At 68.8% G+C, this 20,476-nt stretch carries 21 protein-coding genes; 5 read left to right on the top strand and 16 right to left on the bottom strand.

What is annotated here, in order from left to right; translation table 11 throughout:
- Positions 1–163: 163 nt before the first annotated feature.
- From ACFV9G_RS23605 to ACFV9G_RS23540, 14 genes are all read right to left on the bottom strand, one after another.
- Positions 164–922: a glucose 1-dehydrogenase gene (locus ACFV9G_RS23605; protein WP_378730515.1), complete on the bottom strand. Its 759-nt coding sequence runs from the start codon at positions 920–922 to the stop codon at positions 164–166.
- The gene (locus tag ACFV9G_RS23600) at positions 922–1,809 is read right to left on the bottom strand and encodes an SDR family oxidoreductase (RefSeq protein ID WP_378730512.1); all 888 of its coding nucleotides are present in this window, start codon (positions 1,807–1,809) and stop codon (positions 922–924) included. Before ACFV9G_RS23600 ends, ACFV9G_RS23605 begins: the two co-directional genes overlap by 1 nt.
- A gap of 6 nt (positions 1,810–1,815) precedes the next feature.
- Complete coding sequence (locus ACFV9G_RS23595) at positions 1,816–2,010, bottom strand: ferredoxin (RefSeq protein ID WP_378730510.1); 195 nt, start codon at positions 2,008–2,010, stop codon at positions 1,816–1,818.
- A 33-nt stretch (positions 2,011–2,043) separates the two neighbouring features.
- Positions 2,044–2,520: a pyridoxamine 5'-phosphate oxidase family protein gene (locus ACFV9G_RS23590; protein ID WP_378730508.1), complete on the bottom strand. Its 477-nt coding sequence runs from the start codon at positions 2,518–2,520 to the stop codon at positions 2,044–2,046.
- 96 nt (positions 2,521–2,616) lie between these two features.
- Positions 2,617–3,507: a hypothetical protein gene (locus ACFV9G_RS23585; RefSeq protein ID WP_378730506.1), complete on the bottom strand. Its 891-nt coding sequence runs from the start codon at positions 3,505–3,507 to the stop codon at positions 2,617–2,619.
- Positions 3,507–4,079, bottom strand: coding sequence for a hypothetical protein (locus tag ACFV9G_RS23580; protein WP_378730504.1), 573 nt, complete (start codon positions 4,077–4,079; stop codon positions 3,507–3,509). The genes ACFV9G_RS23585 and ACFV9G_RS23580 overlap by 1 nt, the downstream gene beginning before the upstream one ends.
- 5 nt (positions 4,080–4,084) lie before the next feature.
- Entirely contained in the window at positions 4,085–5,362 is a 1,278-nt protein-coding gene (locus ACFV9G_RS23575) for an MCE family protein (RefSeq protein ID WP_378730503.1), read from the bottom strand.
- A complete protein-coding gene (locus tag ACFV9G_RS23570) occupies positions 5,362–6,717 on the bottom strand; it encodes an MCE family protein (protein WP_378730501.1) in 1,356 nt (451 codons plus the stop codon). The genes ACFV9G_RS23575 and ACFV9G_RS23570 overlap by 1 nt, the downstream gene beginning before the upstream one ends.
- Positions 6,714–7,979 carry an MCE family protein gene (locus ACFV9G_RS23565; protein WP_378730499.1) on the bottom strand — a complete coding sequence of 422 codons (1,266 nt, stop codon included), beginning with the start codon at positions 7,977–7,979 and terminating at the stop codon, positions 6,714–6,716. The genes ACFV9G_RS23570 and ACFV9G_RS23565 overlap by 4 nt, the downstream gene beginning before the upstream one ends.
- Positions 7,976–8,965, bottom strand: a complete 990-nt coding sequence (locus ACFV9G_RS23560) for an MCE family protein (protein ID WP_378730497.1) — start codon at positions 8,963–8,965, stop codon at positions 7,976–7,978. The genes ACFV9G_RS23565 and ACFV9G_RS23560 overlap by 4 nt, the downstream gene beginning before the upstream one ends.
- Positions 8,965–10,062: an MCE family protein gene (locus ACFV9G_RS23555; protein WP_378730495.1), complete on the bottom strand. Its 1,098-nt coding sequence runs from the start codon at positions 10,060–10,062 to the stop codon at positions 8,965–8,967. Before ACFV9G_RS23555 ends, ACFV9G_RS23560 begins: the two co-directional genes overlap by 1 nt.
- Positions 10,059–11,201 (bottom strand): MCE family protein, encoded by a 1,143-nt coding sequence (locus tag ACFV9G_RS23550; RefSeq protein WP_378730493.1) that lies wholly within the window; start codon positions 11,199–11,201, stop codon positions 10,059–10,061. Before ACFV9G_RS23550 ends, ACFV9G_RS23555 begins: the two co-directional genes overlap by 4 nt.
- A 7-nt stretch (positions 11,202–11,208) precedes the next feature.
- Positions 11,209–12,051 (bottom strand): ABC transporter permease, encoded by an 843-nt coding sequence (locus tag ACFV9G_RS23545; RefSeq protein WP_091041523.1) that lies wholly within the window; start codon positions 12,049–12,051, stop codon positions 11,209–11,211.
- 7 nt (positions 12,052–12,058) lie between these two features.
- On the bottom strand, positions 12,059–12,790 hold the full coding sequence (locus ACFV9G_RS23540) for an ABC transporter permease (RefSeq protein WP_305367616.1): 732 nt from the start codon (positions 12,788–12,790) through the stop codon (positions 12,059–12,061).
- Positions 12,791–13,165: 375 nt separating this feature from the next.
- On the opposite strand from ACFV9G_RS23540, the gene ACFV9G_RS23535 reads away from it, so the two are divergent.
- Complete coding sequence (locus ACFV9G_RS23535) at positions 13,166–14,416, top strand: phosphatidylserine/phosphatidylglycerophosphate/cardiolipin synthase family protein (RefSeq protein WP_378730491.1); 1,251 nt, start codon at positions 13,166–13,168, stop codon at positions 14,414–14,416.
- Between the two features lie 23 nt (positions 14,417–14,439).
- Here ACFV9G_RS23535 and ACFV9G_RS23530 read toward each other — a convergent pair whose 3' ends face one another.
- Positions 14,440–15,345, bottom strand: a complete 906-nt coding sequence (locus ACFV9G_RS23530; protein WP_378730489.1) for a DNA-3-methyladenine glycosylase family protein — start codon at positions 15,343–15,345, stop codon at positions 14,440–14,442.
- 113 nt (positions 15,346–15,458) lie between these two features.
- Positions 15,459–15,875 carry a MarR family winged helix-turn-helix transcriptional regulator gene (locus tag ACFV9G_RS23525; RefSeq protein WP_378730487.1) on the bottom strand — a complete coding sequence of 139 codons (417 nt, stop codon included), beginning with the start codon at positions 15,873–15,875 and terminating at the stop codon, positions 15,459–15,461.
- 52 nt (positions 15,876–15,927) lie between these two features.
- On the opposite strand from ACFV9G_RS23525, the gene ACFV9G_RS23520 reads away from it, so the two are divergent.
- From ACFV9G_RS23520 to ACFV9G_RS23505, 4 genes are all read left to right on the top strand, one after another.
- Positions 15,928–16,512, top strand: a complete 585-nt coding sequence (locus ACFV9G_RS23520; protein ID WP_378730485.1) for a TIGR03086 family metal-binding protein — start codon at positions 15,928–15,930, stop codon at positions 16,510–16,512.
- A 35-nt stretch (positions 16,513–16,547) separates the two neighbouring features.
- Complete coding sequence (locus ACFV9G_RS23515; protein WP_378730483.1) at positions 16,548–18,068, top strand: ATP-dependent DNA ligase; 1,521 nt, start codon at positions 16,548–16,550, stop codon at positions 18,066–18,068.
- Between the two features lie 56 nt (positions 18,069–18,124).
- Entirely contained in the window at positions 18,125–19,585 is a 1,461-nt protein-coding gene (locus ACFV9G_RS23510; protein ID WP_378730481.1) for a glycerophosphodiester phosphodiesterase, read from the top strand.
- A 62-nt stretch (positions 19,586–19,647) separates the two neighbouring features.
- Positions 19,648–20,337 carry a TetR/AcrR family transcriptional regulator gene (locus ACFV9G_RS23505; RefSeq protein WP_378730479.1) on the top strand — a complete coding sequence of 230 codons (690 nt, stop codon included), beginning with the start codon at positions 19,648–19,650 and terminating at the stop codon, positions 20,335–20,337.
- Positions 20,338–20,476 lie beyond the last annotated feature (139 nt).

Genomic DNA, 20,476 nt, shown 5'->3' with positions numbered 1-20,476 from the left:
GCTGACTGAAACCTTCGCGCCGCAGTATGCCGGAGGTCGGCCTCTCGCGTGGCCGACTCACCCACGCCGAGGCGTCACCCCCGTCGGGCGAGATATCCCCGTGGTGACATCTCGGCCGACGTACGTGACGCCTCGGCCGGCGCGGGTGACGCCTCGGCCGCGGTCAGCCGCCGAAGGCGTGGGTGGCGGTGGCGCCGCCGTCGATGGCGATCTCGGCGCCGGTGACGAAGCCGGACTCGTCGGAGGCCAGGTAGACGTAGAGGGGCGCGATGTCGGCCGGGTGGCCGACGCGCTTGAGGGCGACCTTCGAGGCACCGAACTCCATGGCGGCGTCATCGGCGCCGACGCCGCGGGTCATCGAGGTGTCGATCATGCCGGGGTGGACCGAGTTGACCCGGATGCCGCTGGGGCCGAGCTCGAGGGCGGCGGCCTTGGTCATGCCGCGGATGGCGAACTTGGTGGAGGTGTAGCCGGCCACGAACGCCATCCCCGCCAGGCCCTCGATCGAGGAGGCGTTGATGATCGAGCCGCCACCGTTCTCCTTCATCGTCGTGATCACCGAGCGTATCCCGAGGAAGCAGCCGAGGGTGTTGACCCGCCACAGCAGCTCGAACTCCTCGACCGGCTGGGTCAGGATCTCGCCGAAGCGCAGGATGCCGGCGTTGTTGGCGAGGACGTTGACCGGGCCGTACGCCTCGGCGGTCTCGGCCACCAGCGCGGTCCAAGACTCCTCCGAGCTCACGTCGTGGTGCACGAAGAGCGCCGCCTCACCCAGCTCCTCGGCGAGGAGCTTCCCTGGCTCGTCGGCCACGTCGGCGATGACGACCTTGGCACCCTCCGCCACGAAGGCGCGCGCTATCGCGGCCCCCTGGCCCTGCGCGCCACCGGTGACGATCGCGATCTTGCCCGCGAGACGTGCCATCACTGCTCCTTGTCGTCCTTCAGCTTGAGCTGCATGATCGAGTCGGCCGAGAAGCCGGCCTCGGGGTCGCGGTCGGCGAACCAGCCGCCGACCTGCTTGTCGAGCGAGTCCATGTCCCAGGCCGCGTTGTCGAAGCGCTCGGCCACCGTGGGTGGCGCGAGGACGGCGATCATCCCGCCGTAGACGACGAAGACCTGCCCGGTGATCGCGGCGGCGGCCGGCGAGGCGAGGTAGGTGACCAGCGGCGCCACGTGCTCGGCGCCGTAGGAGTCACCCGTGAGCACACCCTCGGTCATCGCGGTCGCGGCCCGCGGGCAGATCGCGTTGGCGCGTACGCCGGAACGGCCCATCGAGCGCGCCGTCGACATCGTCAGCGCGGTGATCCCGGCCTTCGCGGCGCCGTAGTTGGCCTGTCCGGGAGGCCCGGACAGGAACGCCTCCGAGGAGGTGTTCACCACCGCGGCGTCCACCGGTGCGCCCGTCGACTTCGCCACCGAGCGCCAGTGCGCCGAGGCATTGCGGGTCAGCAGGAAGTGGCCACGGAGGTGGATGCGTACGACGAGGTCGAACTCCTCGTCCGACATGTTGAAGAGCATCTTGTCGCGGGTGATGCCCGCGTTGTTGACCACGATGTCGAGCCCGCCGAAGCCGTCGACGGCCGCGGCGAGCATCGCGTCGGCGGTGGCGCGCTCGCTCACGTCGCCGGCCGCGATCACCGCCTCGCCGCCGAAGCCGCGGATCTCCTCGGCCGCCTCCTCCGCCGCACCAGGCAGGTCGTTGAGCACCACCCGGGCCCCGGCCCGGGCCAGGGCGACGGCCTCGGCACGCCCGAGACCCGCTCCGGCGCCCGTGACGATCGCCCGCTTGCCATCCAAGTCGATGCTCACGTGGTGCTACTCCTCGATCCTCAGGGCCGCCTTGGGGCAGCCGGCCACGGCCTGCTCGACGCGGTCGCGGTTCTCGTCGGTCACCGTCGGGTCCTCGATCTGCAGGAAGTCGTCGTCATCGATCTCGAACACGTCGGGAGCGAACGCCTCGCACATCCCGTTGGACTCGCACAGGTCGAAGTCCGCGATCACCTTTGCCATGTCGGTCTCCTTTGTCCTTCGCCGTCGTTGAGCTCAGCCTTGGCCGGGCAGCGCGCCCAGCTTGCGGTGGTCCCAGCTGGCGACCTTGTCGGGCTCGATGACGATGCCGACGCGCTTGTGCGCCTGCTTCGAGACCAGGTCCTCGCCGAGCTCCCCCAAGTCGGCTCCACCGGCCATCCGGGTCATCACCCGCGACCCGATGCCCTTGATCTCGTCGTAGTCCTCGACGAGCCTCGCCGTCCCGGTGATGCTCACCCCACGCAGCTCGAAGTAGTCCACGCCGTCCTCCACCAGGCAGGTGACCCGCGGGTCGCGCCGCAGGTTGCGGACCTTCTGGGAGGACCCGTACGTCCAGAAGGCGATCTTGCCCTCGTCGAGCACGTAGAACAGCGTGGTCAGATGCGGCGCACCGTCGGCACCGACGGTCGCGACCTGCACCTTCATCTGCGAGCCGAGGAAGTCCTCGATCTCGGCGTCGGTCAGCTGTACGGACTGGCGGGAGCCGGCCATGTGCCCTCCTCGAGCAGTGAAACTAGAACACGTTCTACCATAGCAGGGACAGGAATGTCCCTGGGAACAACCTCATCATGAGACCTGGGTCGCGGACTAGGAGGCGGCCGTCATCTCGGAGATCAACCAGCCGCCGTCGTCCTTGACCAGCGTCAGCACCTCCCAGGTCGGGCTGACCACGGTGTTCTTCGTCTTGGGCGCGGTCGCGCTCTGGTTGACGAAGAGCAGCACCTCCGCGGAATCCTCGGTGGCCGAGATGATGGAGGCGGCACAGTCCTCGTCGACGCAGGCCTTGCCCTCCTCGGCGGCCTTCGCGCCCTCCTCGGAGAGCGGCGCCACCTCGGCGTCGACCTTGATGCCGAGATCGGCCTGCTCCTTGCGCTTGTCCTCGCCCGGCAGCGTCTTCTCGTAGTCCTTCTGCATCGCCGGCGTCATCAGCTTCTTCGCCGCCGCGATGTCCTTCTCCGCGCTGGCCGCCTGGTAGGACATCACCGTCTGGGTCAGCCCGATCGAGTGCTCCATGATCGCCGCCCGGGACCCGGCCGCGGTCAGCTCGCCGCTCGGCGCCACGTCGTCGTTCGAGGCCAGGTCGATGGCCAGCCAGAGCACGCCGCCGGCCACCAGGACGAGTACGCCGAGAACGGCCGTCAGCACCCGGCTGCCGTCGCCCAGCCACCGCTCGGCGAACCCGGCACGCGCCTCGGTCTCAGACTCACCCTCATCCTCAGCTTGAGACTCTTCCTCGGTCTCGGAGCCGTCGGTTTCAGCGTCCTCGGTCTCAGCGTCCTCGGGCTCAGCGGCGCCGACGGCGCCGTCCTCCGGAGCGGCCGCCTCGTCACGTACGTCCTTGTCCTGCTCCTCGGCCGGAGGCAGCAGGTCGGAGCCGCAGTAACGGCACTTGATCGCGGCGGCCTTGATCGTCTCCGCGCAGAAGGGGCACTCCTTCTGGCCGGTGGAGACCGATCCGTTCGCTCGTACGCCTGTCATCAGTTGACTCCTGCCAGGTCGGACATGCGCCATCCGTCCTTCGTCTTGTCCAGCGACACCTTGAACCGGTACTTCGAGCAGCGCGCGCCGTCGTAGGGGCAGGTGTCGCTCTTCTTCAGCTCAGCGGTCTGGCTGCTGGTGACGACCGAGTCCACGGCCACCAGCACGACCGCCTTCTTCGACCCGATCGCGCGGATGCCGACCTGCTTGACCTTGCCCTTGGAGACGGTCTGGGCGGGGATCGCGGCCTGCCGGATCTGCTCGGCGATGGCGGTGTACTCCTTGCCGAAGGTGCCGGTCGAGATCTCCTTGACCGCCTGGATCCGTGGGTCCATGTCGCGGTAGTCGACGTCGAGGAAGGCGATCACGCCGTCCTCGGCGACCGCCTTCACCTCGTCGTAGTCGGCGGCTGCGGCCTCGGCGGGCGTCGTCCAGGGAAGCACCCGGGCGCCACCGATGAAGACGGCGGCCGCCAGCACGACCAGGACCACCACCACCGCCGCGAGGACGGTGTTGACCCGCCCCAGTCTGGCCAGGGAGAGCTTGACGTCGAGGGAGTTGTCGGATGGCATCTGGCTCACTCCTCCCCCAGGATCATCGATCGCCAGGAGTCGTCGGACAGGGCGGAGACAAGGCCTCCGTCTTCGGTCGGGGTGGACATCGTGACCGTCTTTCCATCGGGAAGCTTGGTGCGCCCGGTCTTCGGGTCGTAGGTCGTGACGTACTTCCCCACGCCCTCGGGCTCGGGCACCATGTTGACACCCCGCTGCATGATCGGGTTGTTGCCCTCGTAGCCGGGCTGGGCACGTTCGTCGGTGCACTTGGCCGGGTAGAGCGGCTGGTCCTCCATCACGGTGCCGGGGATCCACTGGTCGGCGGGCTTGTAGCCCTTCTGGCATGGCGGTGTGGTGTAGACGAAGCCCATCGACAGGTGACCGTAGCCGTCACCCGGCGAGCCGGTCCACCCGGTGGCCACGACCCGCGGGAAGGTCACCAGGGTCTGCTCGATCGCCGGCAGCCGGGCGGTGAGCACCTCGTTGACCGTGCTGAGGTTGGCCAGGAAGACGGGCAGCAGCGGCTGCAGCCCGTCGAGCAGCGACTGCACCTGCACCGCGGTCGCCTCGCCGCCCTGCAGGATCTCGCGCAGCTCCGGATCACGCTTGTCGAGGGTCGCGGTGACCTCCTCGAGCCCCTTGGCGAACTCGCGGATGTCTCCGCTGTGGTCCTTCTGCGTCTGGAGCACGGTCTGGCTGGTGTTGAGGAGACGGATCGTCTCCTTCTGGTGCGCCGAGGCCTCATCGACCAGCGTGGAGCCCGAGTCGAGCAACGTACGCAGGTTCTCGGCGTTGCCGCGGAACAGCGTGCCGAGCTCGGCGACGACGGTGCTCAGATCCTCGCCGTTGATCGAGGTGGTGAAGCTGTTGAGCTCGGTGAGCAGCTCGTCGGTGGTGCCGGGCATCGACTCCGGACCGGCGGTCACGACGTCGCCCTCGGCGAGGTAGGGGCCGGAGGCGGAGTCGGGGATGAAGTTGATGTACTGCTCCCCCACCGCCGAGAGGTTGTGGACCTCCACCTCGGCGTCGCGCGGCACCTCGGTGCCCGGATCGAGCTCCAGCTCGGCGCGTACGCCCTCCTCGGTGACGGTCATCGAGGCCACCCGGCCGATGCCGATACCGCGGTAGTTCACCTCGCTGCCCTCGTAGAGGCCGCCGGAGGCCGGCAGATCGACCGACACGTCCACGTGGCGGCCCAGGACCCGGTCGACGACGCCGAGGTAGGCCGCCGAGACGTAGAAGATCCCGACCGCGGCGAGGATGAGGAAGATGACCAGCTTGTTGCGGACGCTCCGTGTCATCAGCTGCCGCCTCCCAGCAGTCCGAGGAGGCCGAGCAGGCCTCCGGTCGTCGGCTCGGCCGTGGGCGACTCGGTGTCCGTCGGACTCGAGAGGCCCTCGGCTATCTCCGGCACCAGGTCGTTGAGCCCCGGCGTCTTGGTCGAGGTCGAGCTCTTGGGCAGCAGGTCGGAGACGTCCGGGATCTTCGGCATCTTCTCGCCCTTCTTCAGCGGCGTGTCCTCCTTGCCGACCACCGAGCACACCAGATTGAGGTTGGTCAGGTCGCACAGCGACTTGGCCAGGGGCTGGATCGCCGCGCACCCCTTCGAGTAGGAGAGACAGATCTGGAGGACCTGCGGCAGGATGCCGGTGGACTCGCCGTTGGTGAGGCTGCCGACCAGCTTGTTGAGGTCGAGGTCCATGTGGAACAGCGCGTTGGAGTAGTCGCCCATCGCCAGCCCCGAGGCATTCTCGGGGAACGGGAAGCTCGCCGCCATCATCAGGCCGCGGGGCAGCGAGTCGCCGGCGTCGGCGAGCTCGCGCAGCGTCGGCGCCAGCTCGTCGAGCGCCGTGGTCAGGTTGGCGCCGCTCTGGTTGATCACCCGGGTCGCCACGACACCGAGGCGGTCGAGCGACTTCATCATCTTCAACAGGTCGGCGTGCTGCTGGCGCAGCACCTCGAGGGCGGGTCCGAAGGAATCGATCGCCGCCTCGATCTTCGCGGACTCCTTGTTGAGTGTGCGGGTCAACCGGTCGACCTGCTCCATCGCCTTGATGATGGAGCCCTTCTGCTGGTTGAGCGAGGCGACCGTGGTCTCCAGGTTGCCCAGCAGCGCCCGCATGTCGCCGGTGCGCCCGTCCATCATGGTGTTGAGCTCGTCGCTGATCGTCTTCAGCTGCCCGACTCCGCCGCCGGCCAGCAGGAAGGAGAGCGCGCCGAGCACCTCCTCGACCTCGGGGTTGCGGTTGGTGCGCTCGAGCCCGATGGTGGCGCCGTCGCCCAGCTTCCCGGCACTCGCGATCGTGGAACCCTCGGGTGCCACCAGGGCGATGTACTTCTCCCCGAGCAGGCTGGTCTGGCGTACGTTGGCCAGCGCGTCGGCCGGAAGCTCGATGTTCTTGCGAAGGGTCATGGTGACCTTCGCGTGCCAGCCCTCGCGCTCCACCTTGTCGACCTGGCCGACCGGGACGTCGTTGGCCATCACCTTGGTGCGCGGCACCACGTCGACGACGTCGTTGAACTCAGCGACGACCACGTAGCCCTCGCCCTCGCCGACCTCCTTGCCGGGGAGCGGCAGGTCATAGGCCTGTACGCCGCACCCGCTCGCCACGGCGACCACGCCGAGCATCGCCAGGGCTGCCCATGCGCGCCTCATTTCTTGCCTCCTGACATCAGGTCCTGGAGCGACCCCGAGAGTGCTCCGATCCCGCCCTCGGTGACCACCTCGGGCTCGACCTCGGGTTTCTTGGCCTTGTCTCCGGAGTTCCCTGTCGGGGTCTCGATCGGCAGCCCGGTGGCGGTATCCCGGTCGGTGGGAGCGGCGGCATCGGTGAGCGCACCGCCGACCCCCGAGGTGACCCCGCTGGGTAGCAGCGCCTTGAACAGTGCGCAGATCTCCTTGGCCCCCGGGATCTGGTCGTTCTCGACGACCATGCAGAGGATGTTGGAGAGGTCGGAGCCGATCGGACCGACCTGCAGCCGGAAGCCGACCGATCCGGACGCGGGGTCGAAGGACTCGGCCAGGTTGCCGATCCCGAGCGGCGCCAGGTCGATGACGGTGCCGAGCGTCTCCTTCTCCTTGGCCAGGATGTTGAGCGTCTTGTTGAGCTGCTTGACGTCGCCGACCAAGGCGTCGCGGTTGTCCTCCACGAAGGACTTGGTCACCTTGACCGCCTGCGCGATCGCGACCAGCGCCTGGTCGAGCTCGTCGCTCTCCCCGGCCAGCTGCGTGGAGACGTCCGAGAGGTCGGTCAGGAACTTCTCGGTCGTGTCGTCGTTGCGGGCCAGCGTCCTGGTGACCTCGGAGAGCTGGGAGAGGGTGCTGAAGAGCTGCTCGGAGTTGCCGCCGAGCACCTGGGCCGCCTCGGACATGTCGGCGATCGCCTGGTTACCGATCTTGCCGTTGCCCTCCAGTGCGTCGGCGCCCTCCCGCAGGACGTCGCTCAGCGCACCGTTCTTGTTGGCACCGTTGGGCCCGAGGGCCGTGGTCAGCTCGGACAGGCTCGCATAGATCCGGTCGAGCTCGACCGGCACCGCGGTGCGCTCGATCGGGATCTCCCCGCCGTCTGCCATCGTCGGTCCACCGGTGTAGGCCGGCGTCAGCTGCACGAACCGGTCCGCGACCAGGGTCGGGGTGACGATGGCCGCCTTCACGTCCTTGGGCAGCTTGTAGTCGCTCTCGTACTCGATCACCGCGTCGACGTGGTCGCCCTTCGGCTCCAGCGAGGCGACCTTGCCGACCTTGACCCCCATGATGACCACGTCGGAGCCCTCGTAGATGCTCACCGCCTGCGGGAAGCTGGCGGTGACCAGCTTGGTGTCGGGCGCGGCCACCTCGGAGACGAGCAACAGCCCGCACATCAGCACCAGCGCGATGGGCAGCGCGGCCCACTTTCGGCCCCAGAAGTTCTTTGTCATTCCACGATCCCTGGTCGTCGTCCGGGCACGAACTCGCCGCTCACGATGCCGGTCAGGTTGGCGAGGTAGGCGTCGAACCAGGGGCCGGTGCCGATGATGTTGATCAGGATCGACGCGTACGGCCCGTAGTTCTGGATGGTCTTGGTCAGGTCCTCGTCGCGGGCGTTGAGGAACTTCAGCGCCTGCTCGAGCGCGTCCAGCGCGGGACCGATCTGCTTCTGGTTCTCCTTCACCAGCGCCTGCAGCTGCTCGGCCAGGGCGGTGGCGTTGACGAGCAGCTGGTGGATGGCCTGGCGGCGTTGGATGAGCTCGGCGAAGACCTGGTCGCCGTTCTCCATCACGCTGACGATGTCCTGCTTGCGCTCGTTGACGAGCTGGACGACCTGCTCGGCGTCCTGGAGCAGCGACTCCAGCTCGTCGCCACGGGCGGCGATCGTCTGGGAGAGCGCGGCGATGCCCTGGAAGGCGCCCTGCACCTCGGGTCCGGCCTTGTCAAGGGTGCCCGACATCGTGGTCAGCGCCTTGGCCAGCTGCTGGGTGTCGATCGCCTCGGTCGTCTCGGCGAGGTCGCCGAAGGTGCCGACGATGTCGCTGCCGGCGCTGGTGCGTGCGAGCGGGATCGTCTCGCCGGCGTCGAGCGTCCGGCCGCCCTGCGGGGTGACGTCGAGGTATTTCTCCCCCAGCAGGTTGAGCACCCCGATCTTCGCCTCGCTGCGGTGGCCGATCTCGGTGCCGTCCACCGAGAAGGAGACGACCACCTTGGCCCCCTCGATCTCGATGTCGCTGACCCGTCCCACCCGGATGCCGGCGATCTCGACCCGGTTGCCCACGTGCAGGCCGCTGGTGTCGGAGAACTCGGCCTGGTAGGTGGTGCCGGCGAACCACGGCAGCTTGCGCAGGTTGAACGCAGCGGTGAGCGCCAGTGCGATCACGACGATCGTGATCACGCCGGTGCGCTTGAGCTGAGTGTCGGAGTGGTGTGCCATCAGAGCTTGCACCTCTCGGCCCGGCTGTAGAACGCCACATTGTCGAGCTGCTTCTGGATCGCCTTGACGGCCGGTGAGTTGTCGAGCAGCTCACCGAGCGAGGGCAGCTTGATCGAGAAGTCGAGGTCGCAGAGGTAGTAGTTGTACCAGGAGCCGTAGCTGCCGATCCGCGCCTGCGACTCGAGGGTCTCCGGGAGCCGCTCGAGGGTCCTGTCGAGCAGCTTCTGGTTGCCCGGCTTGTTGAGGATGTCCACCACGCGCTTGAGCTGCTTGATGTCCTCCTTGAGGAACGGGCGTACGTCGGTGAGCAGCCCGGCCAGCTCGTCGGTGAGGTCGCCGATCGAGGAGATCGAGTCGCCGATCGCCTCCTTGTCGCGCGCCAGGTCCTTCATCCAGCCGCTGAGCTGCTGGATCAGGTCGGCCAGCTCGGTGTGGTGCTCGTTGACCGTGTTGAGCGTCTTGGACAGGTTGGTGATCACGTCGCCGATCAGCTGGTCACGCTCGGCCAGGGCGCTGGTCAGCTCCGCCGTCTCGGAGAGGAGGCTCGCGACCGTGCCGCCCTCCCCCTGCAGCACCCGGATCAGGTTGAGGGAGAGCTTGTTGACGTCCTTGGGCTGCAGCGCCTGGAAGAGGGGCTGGAAGCCGTTGAAGAGCTCGGTCAGGTCGAGCGCCGGCGTGGTGTTGGCCATCGCGATGGCCTGTCCCTGCCGCAAGGGGGTGCCCTCCGATCCCGACTGCTGTCCGGCGTCCTGGGTGAGGGCCAGGTAACGGTCGCCGACGAGGTTCAGGTAGCGCACCTGGGCGCCGCTCGCGGTGGTCAGCGGCACCGTCCCGTCGACCCGGAAGGTGACCATCGCGTGGTCACCGCCCTCGATCTCGACGGAGAGCACCTCGCCCACGGTGATGCCGGCGACGCGTACGTCGTCTCCCTCGCTCAGACCCGAGGCGGTGGTGAACTCGGCACGGTAGGGCACCCGGTCGCCGAAGCCGACGTTGCCCATGATCGAGGCCAGGGTGCCGGTGACGAGGATCGAGAGGACGGTGAAGAGGACCAGCTTGGTCCCGGCGACCGTGGTCTTCAGATCGCGCTTGTTCACTGCAGACCCCCGTTTCCGGGTGCCCACGGGACGTCCTCGGTGCCGTTCTCGAGCTCGTTCGGGCCGGCAGGCACCTTCGGGTTCGGCAGGCCGTCGCACCACGGGCCATGGCCGATCTCGCCCCACTCGGGGCGGTCGTCGCGGCCGTACGCCGGCTTCTGGGTGCCGTCGAGGACCATCGTCTGGCGCACGCGGTTCTGCTGGAAGACGGTCGCCAGCAGCTCGGTGTAGTCGTCGAGGCCCCGCAGCAGGCAGGTGTACTCCGGCGAGTAGTCGGAGAGCAGCTTGAGCAGCGGCACCGCCAGCTCGGTCTCGTACCTGATCGCCTTCTCGTTCTCGGCGAGCAGGTTCTTGGAGGTGTCGGCGACTCCGGTCACGGAGGTGAGCAGGCCGCCGAGGCGGGCACGCTGCTCGGTGACGGTGTTGGCGGTGGTCGTGGTGTTCTCGAGGACCTTGACCAGGTCGGGGGCGGCCATGGAGTAGGTCTCGGCGACGTCGGCCATGTCTTCGAGATCGCGTTCGAGTGTGGGGAGGTGGACGTTCATCTCTTCGAGGTAGTCGTTGAGCTGGACCATGGTCTCGCCGAGCTTCTCCCCGTTGCCGGAGAGCGCGGTGGCGAGGGCGTGCAGGGTGCTGTTGAGGTCCTGGGGACGGATGGACTTGAGCAGCGGGAAGAGCCGGGCCAGGATCACGTCGAGCTCGACGCTGGTGCGGACCCGGTCGGCCGGGATCACGGTGCCGTCGCTCAGTGCGCCGGTCCGCTCCCCCTCGGGGTCGACGAACTCGACGTACTTCTGCCCGAACAGCGTCGTCGGCTTGATCGCGACGCTGACGTTGGCGGGGATCTGCTCGGCCTGCTCAGGCTCCAGGCCGAGCTCGATGACGGCCTTCTTGCCGTCCTGGCGGATCGCGCGGACCTGACCGACGATGACGCCGTGCATGCGGACGTCGCCGTAGCGCGGCAGCTGCAGGCCGGCCCGGTCGGCCTCGACGCTCACCGTCGTGAACTGCACGAACGCCTTCTGGTAGATCGCCACGCAGAGCGTGATCAGCAGGGCGAGAGTGACCGTGAAGGCGATCCCGGAGACGAAGAGCTTGGCGTGCTCGGCGCGGGTGTCGCGCTGGATGCCCATCAACATCTGGCGCTCACCCCGTGATCCGGACCGTGGTCGTCGATCCCCAGATCGCGAAGCTCAGGAAGAAGTCCGCGACGACGACGGTGACGATGGACGTACGGATCGCCTTGCCGACCGCGATGCCGACTCCAGCCGGGCCACCGGAGGCGGTGTAGCCGTAGTAGCAATGGATCAGGATGATCGCCACCGCGAGGATGATCAGCTTGAGGAAGCTGTAGAGGATGTCGATCGGCGGCAGGAACGCCAGGAAGTAGTGGTCGTACGTCCCGCCCGACTGTCCGTACATCAGCGTCGTGATCAGCCGCGGGCTGAGGTAGGAGGCGCACAGGGCGACGATGTAGAGCGGGATGACGGCCAGGAACCCGGCGATCATCCGGGTGGTGACCAGGTAGGGAAGGCTCGGCACGCCCATCGCCTCGAGCGCGTCGATCTCCTCGCTGATGCGCATGGCGCCCAAGCGGGCCGTGTAGCCGCAGCCGACGGTCGCGGCCAGCGCGATCGAGGAGATCAGCGGGGCGACCTCGCGGGTGTTGAAGAAGGCCGAGATGAACGCCGAGAACTTCGCGACACCGATCTGGCTCAGGCTGGCGTAGCCCTGGATGCCGACCTCGGAGCCGGCGAAGAAGGCCATGAACGCGATCACGCCGACGGTCCCGGCGATCATCGTCAGGCCACCGGCACCGAAGGCGACCTCGGCGAGGATGTTGAGCACCTCCCGCTTGTAGCGGCGGATGGTGCGTGGAGCCCAGGCCAGGGCCTTGACGTAGAAGAGCAGCTGGTCGCCGTAGCCTTCCACGGCCTGGCGCTGCTCCTTGACGATCTGGTTGCCCACCTGGGCGAGCGTGTTGGACACCGGGGGATCACAACCCGTCCTGAGGAACGATCTGGAAGTAGACCGCGGTCATGATGGAGTTGAGGACGAACAGCATCATGAACGCGATGATCACGGCCTCGTTGACCGCTCGGCCGACGCCACTGGGACCACCCTGGGCGTTGAGGCCGTTGTAGGCGCCGATGATCGCCGCCAGGAAACCGAACAGGGCCGACTTGACCATCGAGATGTAGAGGTCGGGAAGGCTCGCCAGCGCGGTGAAGCTCGACAGGAACGCACCGGCCGAGCCGCCCTGGACGATCACGGTGAAGAAGTAGCCGCCACCGATCCCGGTCGCGATCACGATCCCGTTGATCATCACCGAGACGAACAGACACGCGAGGACCCGTGGGATCACCAGTCGGATCACCGGGTCGATGCCCAGCACCTCCATCGCGTCGATCTCCTCACGGATCTTGCGCGATCCCATGTCCGAGCAGATCGCCGACCCGGCGGCACCGGCGATGATCAGCGCGGCCGCCATCGGTGCCGCCTCCCTGACCACCGCGAGCACCGCCGTAGCCCCCGCGAACGACTGCGCCCCGAGCTGCCCGGCGAGGTTGCCGACCTGCAGCGAGATGACCGCCCCGAAAGGGATCGAGACCAGCACGGCGGGCAGCAGAGTGACGCTGGTGATGAACCAGGCCTGCTCGAGGAACTCCCTCATCTGGAACTTGGTGGTGAAGGTGCCCTTCACCACCTCTCCGGTCATCAGACCCATCCCGCCGACACCTCGGACCAGCGATGCGAACTGCACTGCCATCCTTCACCTTTCGCGTGGTCTTGTGACTCGGCTCACGTTTCGAGCCTGTAGTAGAACATGTTTCAGTTCTGAGGGCAACGACCCGCCGCGACACGCCCGGGAACAGGGTGGGAGGTATTTCGGTACAACGACTTACCTGCCGGTAGGTGACGCTGATCACAGGATCCTCCACCCTTGCGCCACGGCGGGAGGAGGTCGGCCCCCGCATACTGGTCCCGAGCGTGATCACACGCGCCGGAGCCGTCGATGGGGCAAGAAGTCCGCACCGGTGTGTCTCGCTGTGCCGGGCCGGTTAGATTGGGGACCGTGATGAGACTGTCGCCGGGGGGCGTCATGAGGTTCCTACGCCGCCTGCTCCTCGTTGTCTTCGGCGTGCCAGTGGCGCTCGCCGTCGTGATGAGCCTCGTCGACGGTTACCGCAGCCGCGGCAAGCGCGGGCGAAGAGGCAAGCCGTTCCCGGTGACGCCACCGTTGACCAACAGCGTCGGCGACGGCACGGTCACCGCCTATACGTTCGGCAAAGACCTCTACGAGGACATGATCGCCGCCATCGAGGGCGCCAAGAAGCAGATCTTCCTCGAGACCTACATCTGGAAGGGTGACGAGGTCGGCCAGCGGTTCAAGCAGGCGCTGGCCTCGGCGACCGAGCGCGGGGTCGATGTCTACTGCATCTACGACGAGCTCGCCAACCTCGTGGTTCCCTCCCGGTTCAAGCGCTTCCCCGAGGGTATGCACGTCCTGCGCTATCCCGCGTACGCGGCGGGGTGGCGCTTCTTCGACCTCTCCCGCTACGGCCGCGACCACCGCAAGATCCTGGTCGTCGACGACACCGTCGGGTTCGTCGGCGGCTACAACATCGGGACCGCGTACGCCACGGAGTGGCGCGACACGCACGTGCGCGTCACCGGCCCCGGCGTCTGGGACCTGCGCCGCGCGTTCGCCGACTTCTGGAACCTCAACCGGCGGCGACCGCACCCGCTGAACCACCGCGACGGCGCGGAGGGACCGCTGCTCATCGAGACCGCGCCGTCATGGGAGCCCGATCTCCGGTTCCACCGCAACGTGCCCCGGTTGTGGATGTTCCCGATCCGGTCGATGTACCTCGAGGCGATCAACCGGGCCTCCCGCAACATCTACCTGACCACCGCCTACTTCGTCCCCGACGAGGACTTCGTGGACGCGCTCAAGGCCGCGGCACGGCGCGGGGTCGACGTACGCATCCTGCTGCCGCTGAAGTCCAACCACATCGTCGTCGACTGGATCTCGCGCGGCTACTTCTCCCAGCTGCTCGGCTCGGGTGTGCGGATCCTGCGGTTCAAGGACGCGATGATCCACGCCAAGACCGCCACCGTCGACGGCTTCTGGTCGACCGTTGGCACCGCCAACATCGACCGGCTCTCGCTGACCGGCAACTACGAGATCAACCTGGAGATCTTCGACCGCGACGTCGCCAAGCAGATGGAGGAGATCTTCTCCCGCGACGAGTCCAACGCGCTCGAGCTGACCGCCGACGAGTGGGCCGCCCGCGATATCCACCGCAAGTTCACCGAGCTGGTCCTCACCCCCCTCCGCCCCCTGCTCTGAAGGCTTGGGAGTAAATCACCCACTCAAGAAGGCAGATGCGTCCGCGGCGACATCTTCGGCCCGCGCCGTGGCCGCTTGCCGGCCCCGCGGTAGATCAGCGCCACCACACGACCACGATGCGGGCGGAACCGCTCCAGGTAATCACGCAGCCGGTCGTCATCCCAGGCGGCATTGGTCAGCGCCCACCCGACGTCCTTGGCAAGGTGGTAGTCACCGAAGCTGACGGCGTCGGGGTCGCCGAGGGCGCGTTGTCGCACCTCGGCGACGGTCCACTCCCCGATGCCCGGGATGGTGGTGAGCCGCCGCTCCACCTCCTCACCCGGGAGCCCTACGGTCCGCTCGACCGCGGTCGCGACCCGGGCAGCCTGGAGGACGGCCTTGGACCGGGCCGGATCGACCGGCAGACGCAGCCAGTCCCAGCTGGGGATCGTCCGGAGCGTCTCGGGCGTCGGCTGCAGGCGCAGCCCGTGATCGGCGCCCGGACCGGGGGCGACCTCACCGAAGCGCCTGACCAGGTTGCCGAAGCCGCGGAACGCCTCGTTGTTGGTCACCTTCTGCTCGATGATCGAGGGCACCAGCGCCTCCATCACCAGGTCGGTGCGCCCGAAGCGCGGCGTCTCGAAACGCTCCAGCAGGCCCGCGAGCAGGGGGTCGTCGGTGCGGAACTCCTCGGGGCGGTCGCCCGCTCCCAGCAGCCCGGGCACGTGCTCCAGCGCCCACTCCGCACCCTCACCCCACGCCTCGGACTCCACCTCGGCGTCCCGCTGGCGCAGTCTCAGCGTGGCGGGGCCCTGGGGCGTACGGACGGCTCGCCAGTGGTCCTCGCCGAGGATCTTGTACGTCGGGTCGCCCAGCCCACGCCGCAGCGGCCGCAGCATCGAGGCGAGCCCGACGGGGTAGCCCGGACGAACCGTCCGCTGCGCGCTCATGCCGCTCGCTCGCTCATGCTCTGAGGTTATCCCGGGGAAAGACCCGGCTCGTGGTCAGACAGGTCACCCGGCCGCCGCGAGCACGTGCCGGCGAGCGCGGGGGCGAGAGCCGTTCATCGTTCGGTCCCGGCGAGCGCCGTGAGCGCGCGCTCGAAGGCGGCCCGGTCGGCCGGGTCCAGGTCGCTCAGGAGTTCGGTCTCCATGGCCGCGATGGCCTCGCGGCAGCCGCGGAGGGCCCGGGACCCTGCCCGGGTCAGGGAGACGATCCTGTTGCGTCGATCGTCCGGGTCTGGCTGGCGCTCGACCATGCCTCGGGCCTCGAGCCGGTCCAGGTTTCCGATCAGGCGGGTCTTGTCACGGCCCGTGGTCGCGGCGAGCTGGGCCTGTGTGGGGGCATCCGACTCGGCCAGCGCGGTCAGCACCGCGTAGTCCCACATCTCCAGCCCCGCGGCGTCGAGGATCGGCTTCTCGCGGGCCATCACCTCGCGCATCAGACGGGACAGCAGGAAGCCGAGCTCGGGTCGATCCACGGCAGGATCCTAATCGTTCGACATATCGTCTACATGTGCTTACGATCAACGTATGCTTACTTTTCATGAGATGCTCGCGGCCTACGACCGCGCCCTCGAGGACACCACCGAGCTCGCCTCCGCGGCCGCCGATCTGACCGTTCCCACCCCCTGCGCCGGCTGGGACCTGGCCGACCTGTTCGGCCACATGATCGGCCAGAACCTCGGCTTCGCGGCCGCGGTCGCGGTCGGTGACGCACCGGTCGCCGCCTACGAGTCGGTGCCGGTGGCTGCGGACGACGTCGCCACGAGATGGCAGGACTCGGCCACCCGGGTGCGGAGCGCGTTCGGCGCCGCCGACCCGGAGGCGACGATCCACCTCGTCGAGTTCGGCTTCCGGCCGACCGTCACGGTCGCGCTCGGCATGCAGCTGCTCGACGCCGCCGTGCACGCCTGGGACGTCGCGACGGCGCTCGGGAAGACCTACCGGCCGACCGAGGTCACCGTCGCTTTCGTCCTCGACATGGCCCGGCAGATCGCCGCGAGGCCGGGCGGGACGCCGGTGTTCGCCGCACCGCTCTCCGAGCACGGCGAGGACCCCTGGGGCGACGCACTTCGCCTGCTCGGGCGCGACCCCGAGGGGTTCGTGGTGGCGTAGGCGCGGAGAAAGTGTGCGCCGCTGTCGGTGCTGTGATGTTCACTGGAGACATGCTGCTCGCCGACATCGTCTCCACCTCGAACGCCGTCGCCGCGACCCGGTCACGGAAGGCGAAGGTCGCCGCGCTGGCGGAGTGCCTCGGCGCGGCCACCCGCAACGAGCTGCCGGTGGTGACGGCCTATCTCGGCGGGTCGCTGCTGCAGCGGCGTACGGGGCTGGGGTGGCGCTCCCTCACCACGCTCCCTCCGCCCGTGGCCGATGCGTCGCTCACGGTGAGCGACGTGCACGAGGCGTTCGAGCGGATGTCGCTCCTGACAGGCTCTGGCTCACAGGTCGCCCGCGCAGCCGAGGCGGAGGCGCTCTTCGGCGCGGCGACAACGGCCGAGCAGGTATGGCTAAGAGGAGTCGTCACCGGAGAGGTACGTCAAGGGGCGCTCGACTCGCTGGTGCAGGAGGCGCTCGCGGTCGCTGCCGGGGTGCCGTTGCCCGCCGTGCGCCGCGCCGCGATGCTGGCCGGCTCGACCGTGGTGGTCGCCGGGCTGGCCTTCGACGGCGAGGCGGCGCTGGCCGAGGTCGGGCTCGTGGTGGGCCGGCCGGTGATGCCGATGCTGGCCTCCTCCGCCGGGTCGGTCGAGGAGGCGCTGGCGAAGATCGGTGGGCCGGCGGTGGTCGACACCAAGCTGGACGGCATCCGGATCCAGGTGCACCGGCGCGGCGACGAGGTCGTGATCGCCACCCGCACCCTCGACGACATCACCGCCCGGCTGCCGGAGGTCGCCGAGATCGTACGCCGCCTCCCGGTCGCCTCGGTCGTGCTCGACGGCGAGGCGATGCTGGTCGGACCGGACAGACGGCCGCGGCCGTTCCAGGAGACCGCCTCCCGCACGGCGACCAGAGGAGAGGCCACCGCTGTCGTGGCGCCGTTCTTCTTCGACGTACTCCATCTCGACGGGGCCGACCTGTTGGGCAGCCCGCTCTCCGAGCGGCTCGCCCTGCTGGACTCCGTGGTTCCCGCCGAGCACCGCATCGCGCGGGTGGTCACCGACGACCCGGCAGCGGGCGAGGCGTTCGCTGCCGGCGCGCTGGCCGGCGGGCAGGAGGGCGTCGTGGTCAAGGGGCTGGAGGTTCCGTGGGAGGCCGGGCGGCGCGGATCGGGCTGGATCAAGGTCAAGCCGGTCCATACCCTCGACCTGGTCGTGCTCGGCGTCGAGTGGGGGTCGGGACGCCGCAAGGGCTGGCTCTCCAACATCCACCTCGGCGCTCGCGGACCCGACGGGTTCGTGATGATCGGCAAGACGTTCAAGGGCATGACCGACCAGATGCTGGCCTGGCAGACCGAGCGCTTCTCCGAGCTCGCGCTCGCGGACCCGCACAGCGACTGGGCGGTCGAGGTCAGACCCGAGCAGGTGGTCGAGATCGCCTTCGACGGCGTGCAGCGCTCGACCCGCTACCCGGGCGGTGTCGCGCTGCGGTTCGCCCGTGTGGTGCGCTACCGCGACGACAAGACGGCCGCGGAGGCGGACACCATCGCGACCGTGCAAGGCTTTCTCGCTTAACACTATAGGGATACCGGTGAAAGGCTCAGCCAACCGATCCCCTAACCTCACTGCGCATGCCCCCTCGCGCCCGAATCACCACGCCGCTCGCGGCACTGGTGATGGTTCTCGGACTGGCCGCCTCAGCACCGGCCCCGGACTCCCCCGCCCCCGCTTCCGCCGTCACCGTGGCGGCCCCGACCCCGAGTGTCGCCCGGCCGATCCCCCGCGAGACCTTCACGCTGAGCGGCTCGATGGGCCCGAGCGTACGGCGCGTGGTGCGGCTGCAGACCTACCAAGGCGGCGCCTGGAAGATGACGCAGAAGCAGACCGTCGCACCCTCCGGTGACTACGCCTTCACGGTGACCCAGGACTCGTCCGTACGGACCCGGTGGCGCGTCCTCGCCTACGGCATCAAGCGGGAGGGACGCGGCTGGAAGGAGCGGGTCACGGCGCCGCGTACGCTCTTCGGGCAGCAGCAGGCCGTCACGACCAGCGTGGCGAGGTCGGTGCGCGCCGGCAGCGCAGTGAGGATCACTCTCTTCGCCGCACCGGTCCGCCCCGGTCGGATGCTCACCCTCCAGCGCGACAGCGGCAAGGGCTGGACGAAGGTCGCCGACCTCACCACCGACGCGACCGGCCATGCGACGTACGTCTTCAGGACCCGGGCCGTGGCGAAGACCCGGTTCCGGACCATCGCCCGGGCGCACCGCGGCGCGCCGGCGTTCGCCGGCCCCTCGGCGGCCGTCTACGCGATCGGGAGCAGGCCGGTCGGGGTCATGGCCTGGCGCGGCGACTCGCTGAACTATCCGGAGAACACCCTGGATGCGTTCCGCAGCGCGGTGCGCCAGCGGGCCGACTTCATCGAGATGGACTTCCAGCCCACGGCCGACGGCGAGTGGGTGCTGCTGCACGACGGCGACTTCCGGCGTACGACCGATGTCGAGACCCGCTTCCCCGAGCGCCGGACGGCGAGTCCACGGGCGTTCACCCTCGCCGAGGTGCAGTCGCTGGACGCGGGCTCGTGGATGGGCCCGCAGTTCCGGGGTGTCCGGGTGCCGACGATCGAGGAGACCTTCGATGCCATCGAAGCGGCCGAAAGGCTCGAGGGGCACCGGGTGCGCCTCGTGGTCGAGCTCAAGGGCGAGAGCGCGACCGAGATGCGCGCGCTCTATCGCAAGGTCGTCTCGCTGCGTCCCGGCTGGGTCTCCCGGACGCACCATCGCGACAAGGCGATCTTCATGAGCTTCGAGGCGAGCCACTTCGACTTCCCCGGTGTCGAGAGGACCGGGATGGAGAAGGTCGCCGTCAAGGACGAGCCCGACCCCGCCGACGCCTACGGCCGCGGCTTCGCCCAGGTCCATCTCCACACCCGGCTGCTCGATGCCGCCCTCGTGGACCGCTACCGCCGCCAGGGAGCCGAGGTCGGCACCTGGCCGGCGGTCGGCACTGCGTCGGTGCTCCGCGCCGCGGTGGCGGGGGTCGACTACGTCACCACCGACGACATCGCGGGGGCACAGAGGGCGTTGCTCCACTAGGCAGATGTGAGGACCGACACTCGGAGTGCAACTCGGAGTTGCACACCGCGTACAGTGTGCTCGTGAGCACTCGACCATCCGGACCCGAGTCCGACGGCCGCCGCTCGGCCGCCGCGGCCCGGCGCCGCGCCCGCGAGGCAGACATCGTCGCCGCCACCCGCAGGATCTTCGACGAGCGCGGCGTGAGCGACGCCCAGATCGAGGACATCGCCAAGGCGGTCGGGATCAACCGCGCGATCGTCTACCGGCACTTCACGGGCAAGGACGAGATCTTCGCGCTGACCCTGGTCGGCTACCTCGACGAGCTCCGCGAGCGGATGCTGACCGCGACCGAGGGCGACAGCGCACCCACCGACGTGGTCCGCGACGTCGTCGGCACCTTCATCGACTACGGGATCGAGCACCCCGCCTTCGTCGACTGCGCCCAGACCCTGATGCGCCGCAGCGGCTCCGACCTGCTCGACGAGCTCTCCGAGAGCGCCCTGTTCCGCCTGGGCCGGGCGATGAACGGCTGCCTGACCATCCTCACCACGGTCTTCGAGGACGGCGCCGCCTCCGGCGAGCTCCACGTCAAGGACGCCAACCTGCTCGCCAACACCCTCTACGCCTCCGGCCTCGGCGCCCTCCAGCTCGCCCGCGTCGGCATCCTGGTCTCCGAGTCCGCCCCCGGCGTACCCACCGTCGGCTCCGTCTCCCCCGACCAGGTCCGCGACTTCCTCGTCACCTCCGCCCTCGCCCTCACCGCCAAATAGCGCCGAGGCGTCAGTTTGGGCGGCCGAGGCGTCACGTACGTCGGCCGAGGCGTCAGTCCGGACGGCCGAGGCGTCACGTACGCCGGCCGAAGCGTCAGTCCGGACGGCCGAGGCGTCACGTACGCCGGCCGAAGCGGCA

The sequence above is a fragment of the Nocardioides sp. NPDC059952 genome (assembly GCF_042730435.1).
Classification (GTDB): Bacteria; Actinomycetota; Actinomycetes; order Propionibacteriales; family Nocardioidaceae; genus Nocardioides.
Note: the sequence above shows the minus strand (reverse complement) of the source record. Positions and strands in the feature narration are given on the sequence as shown.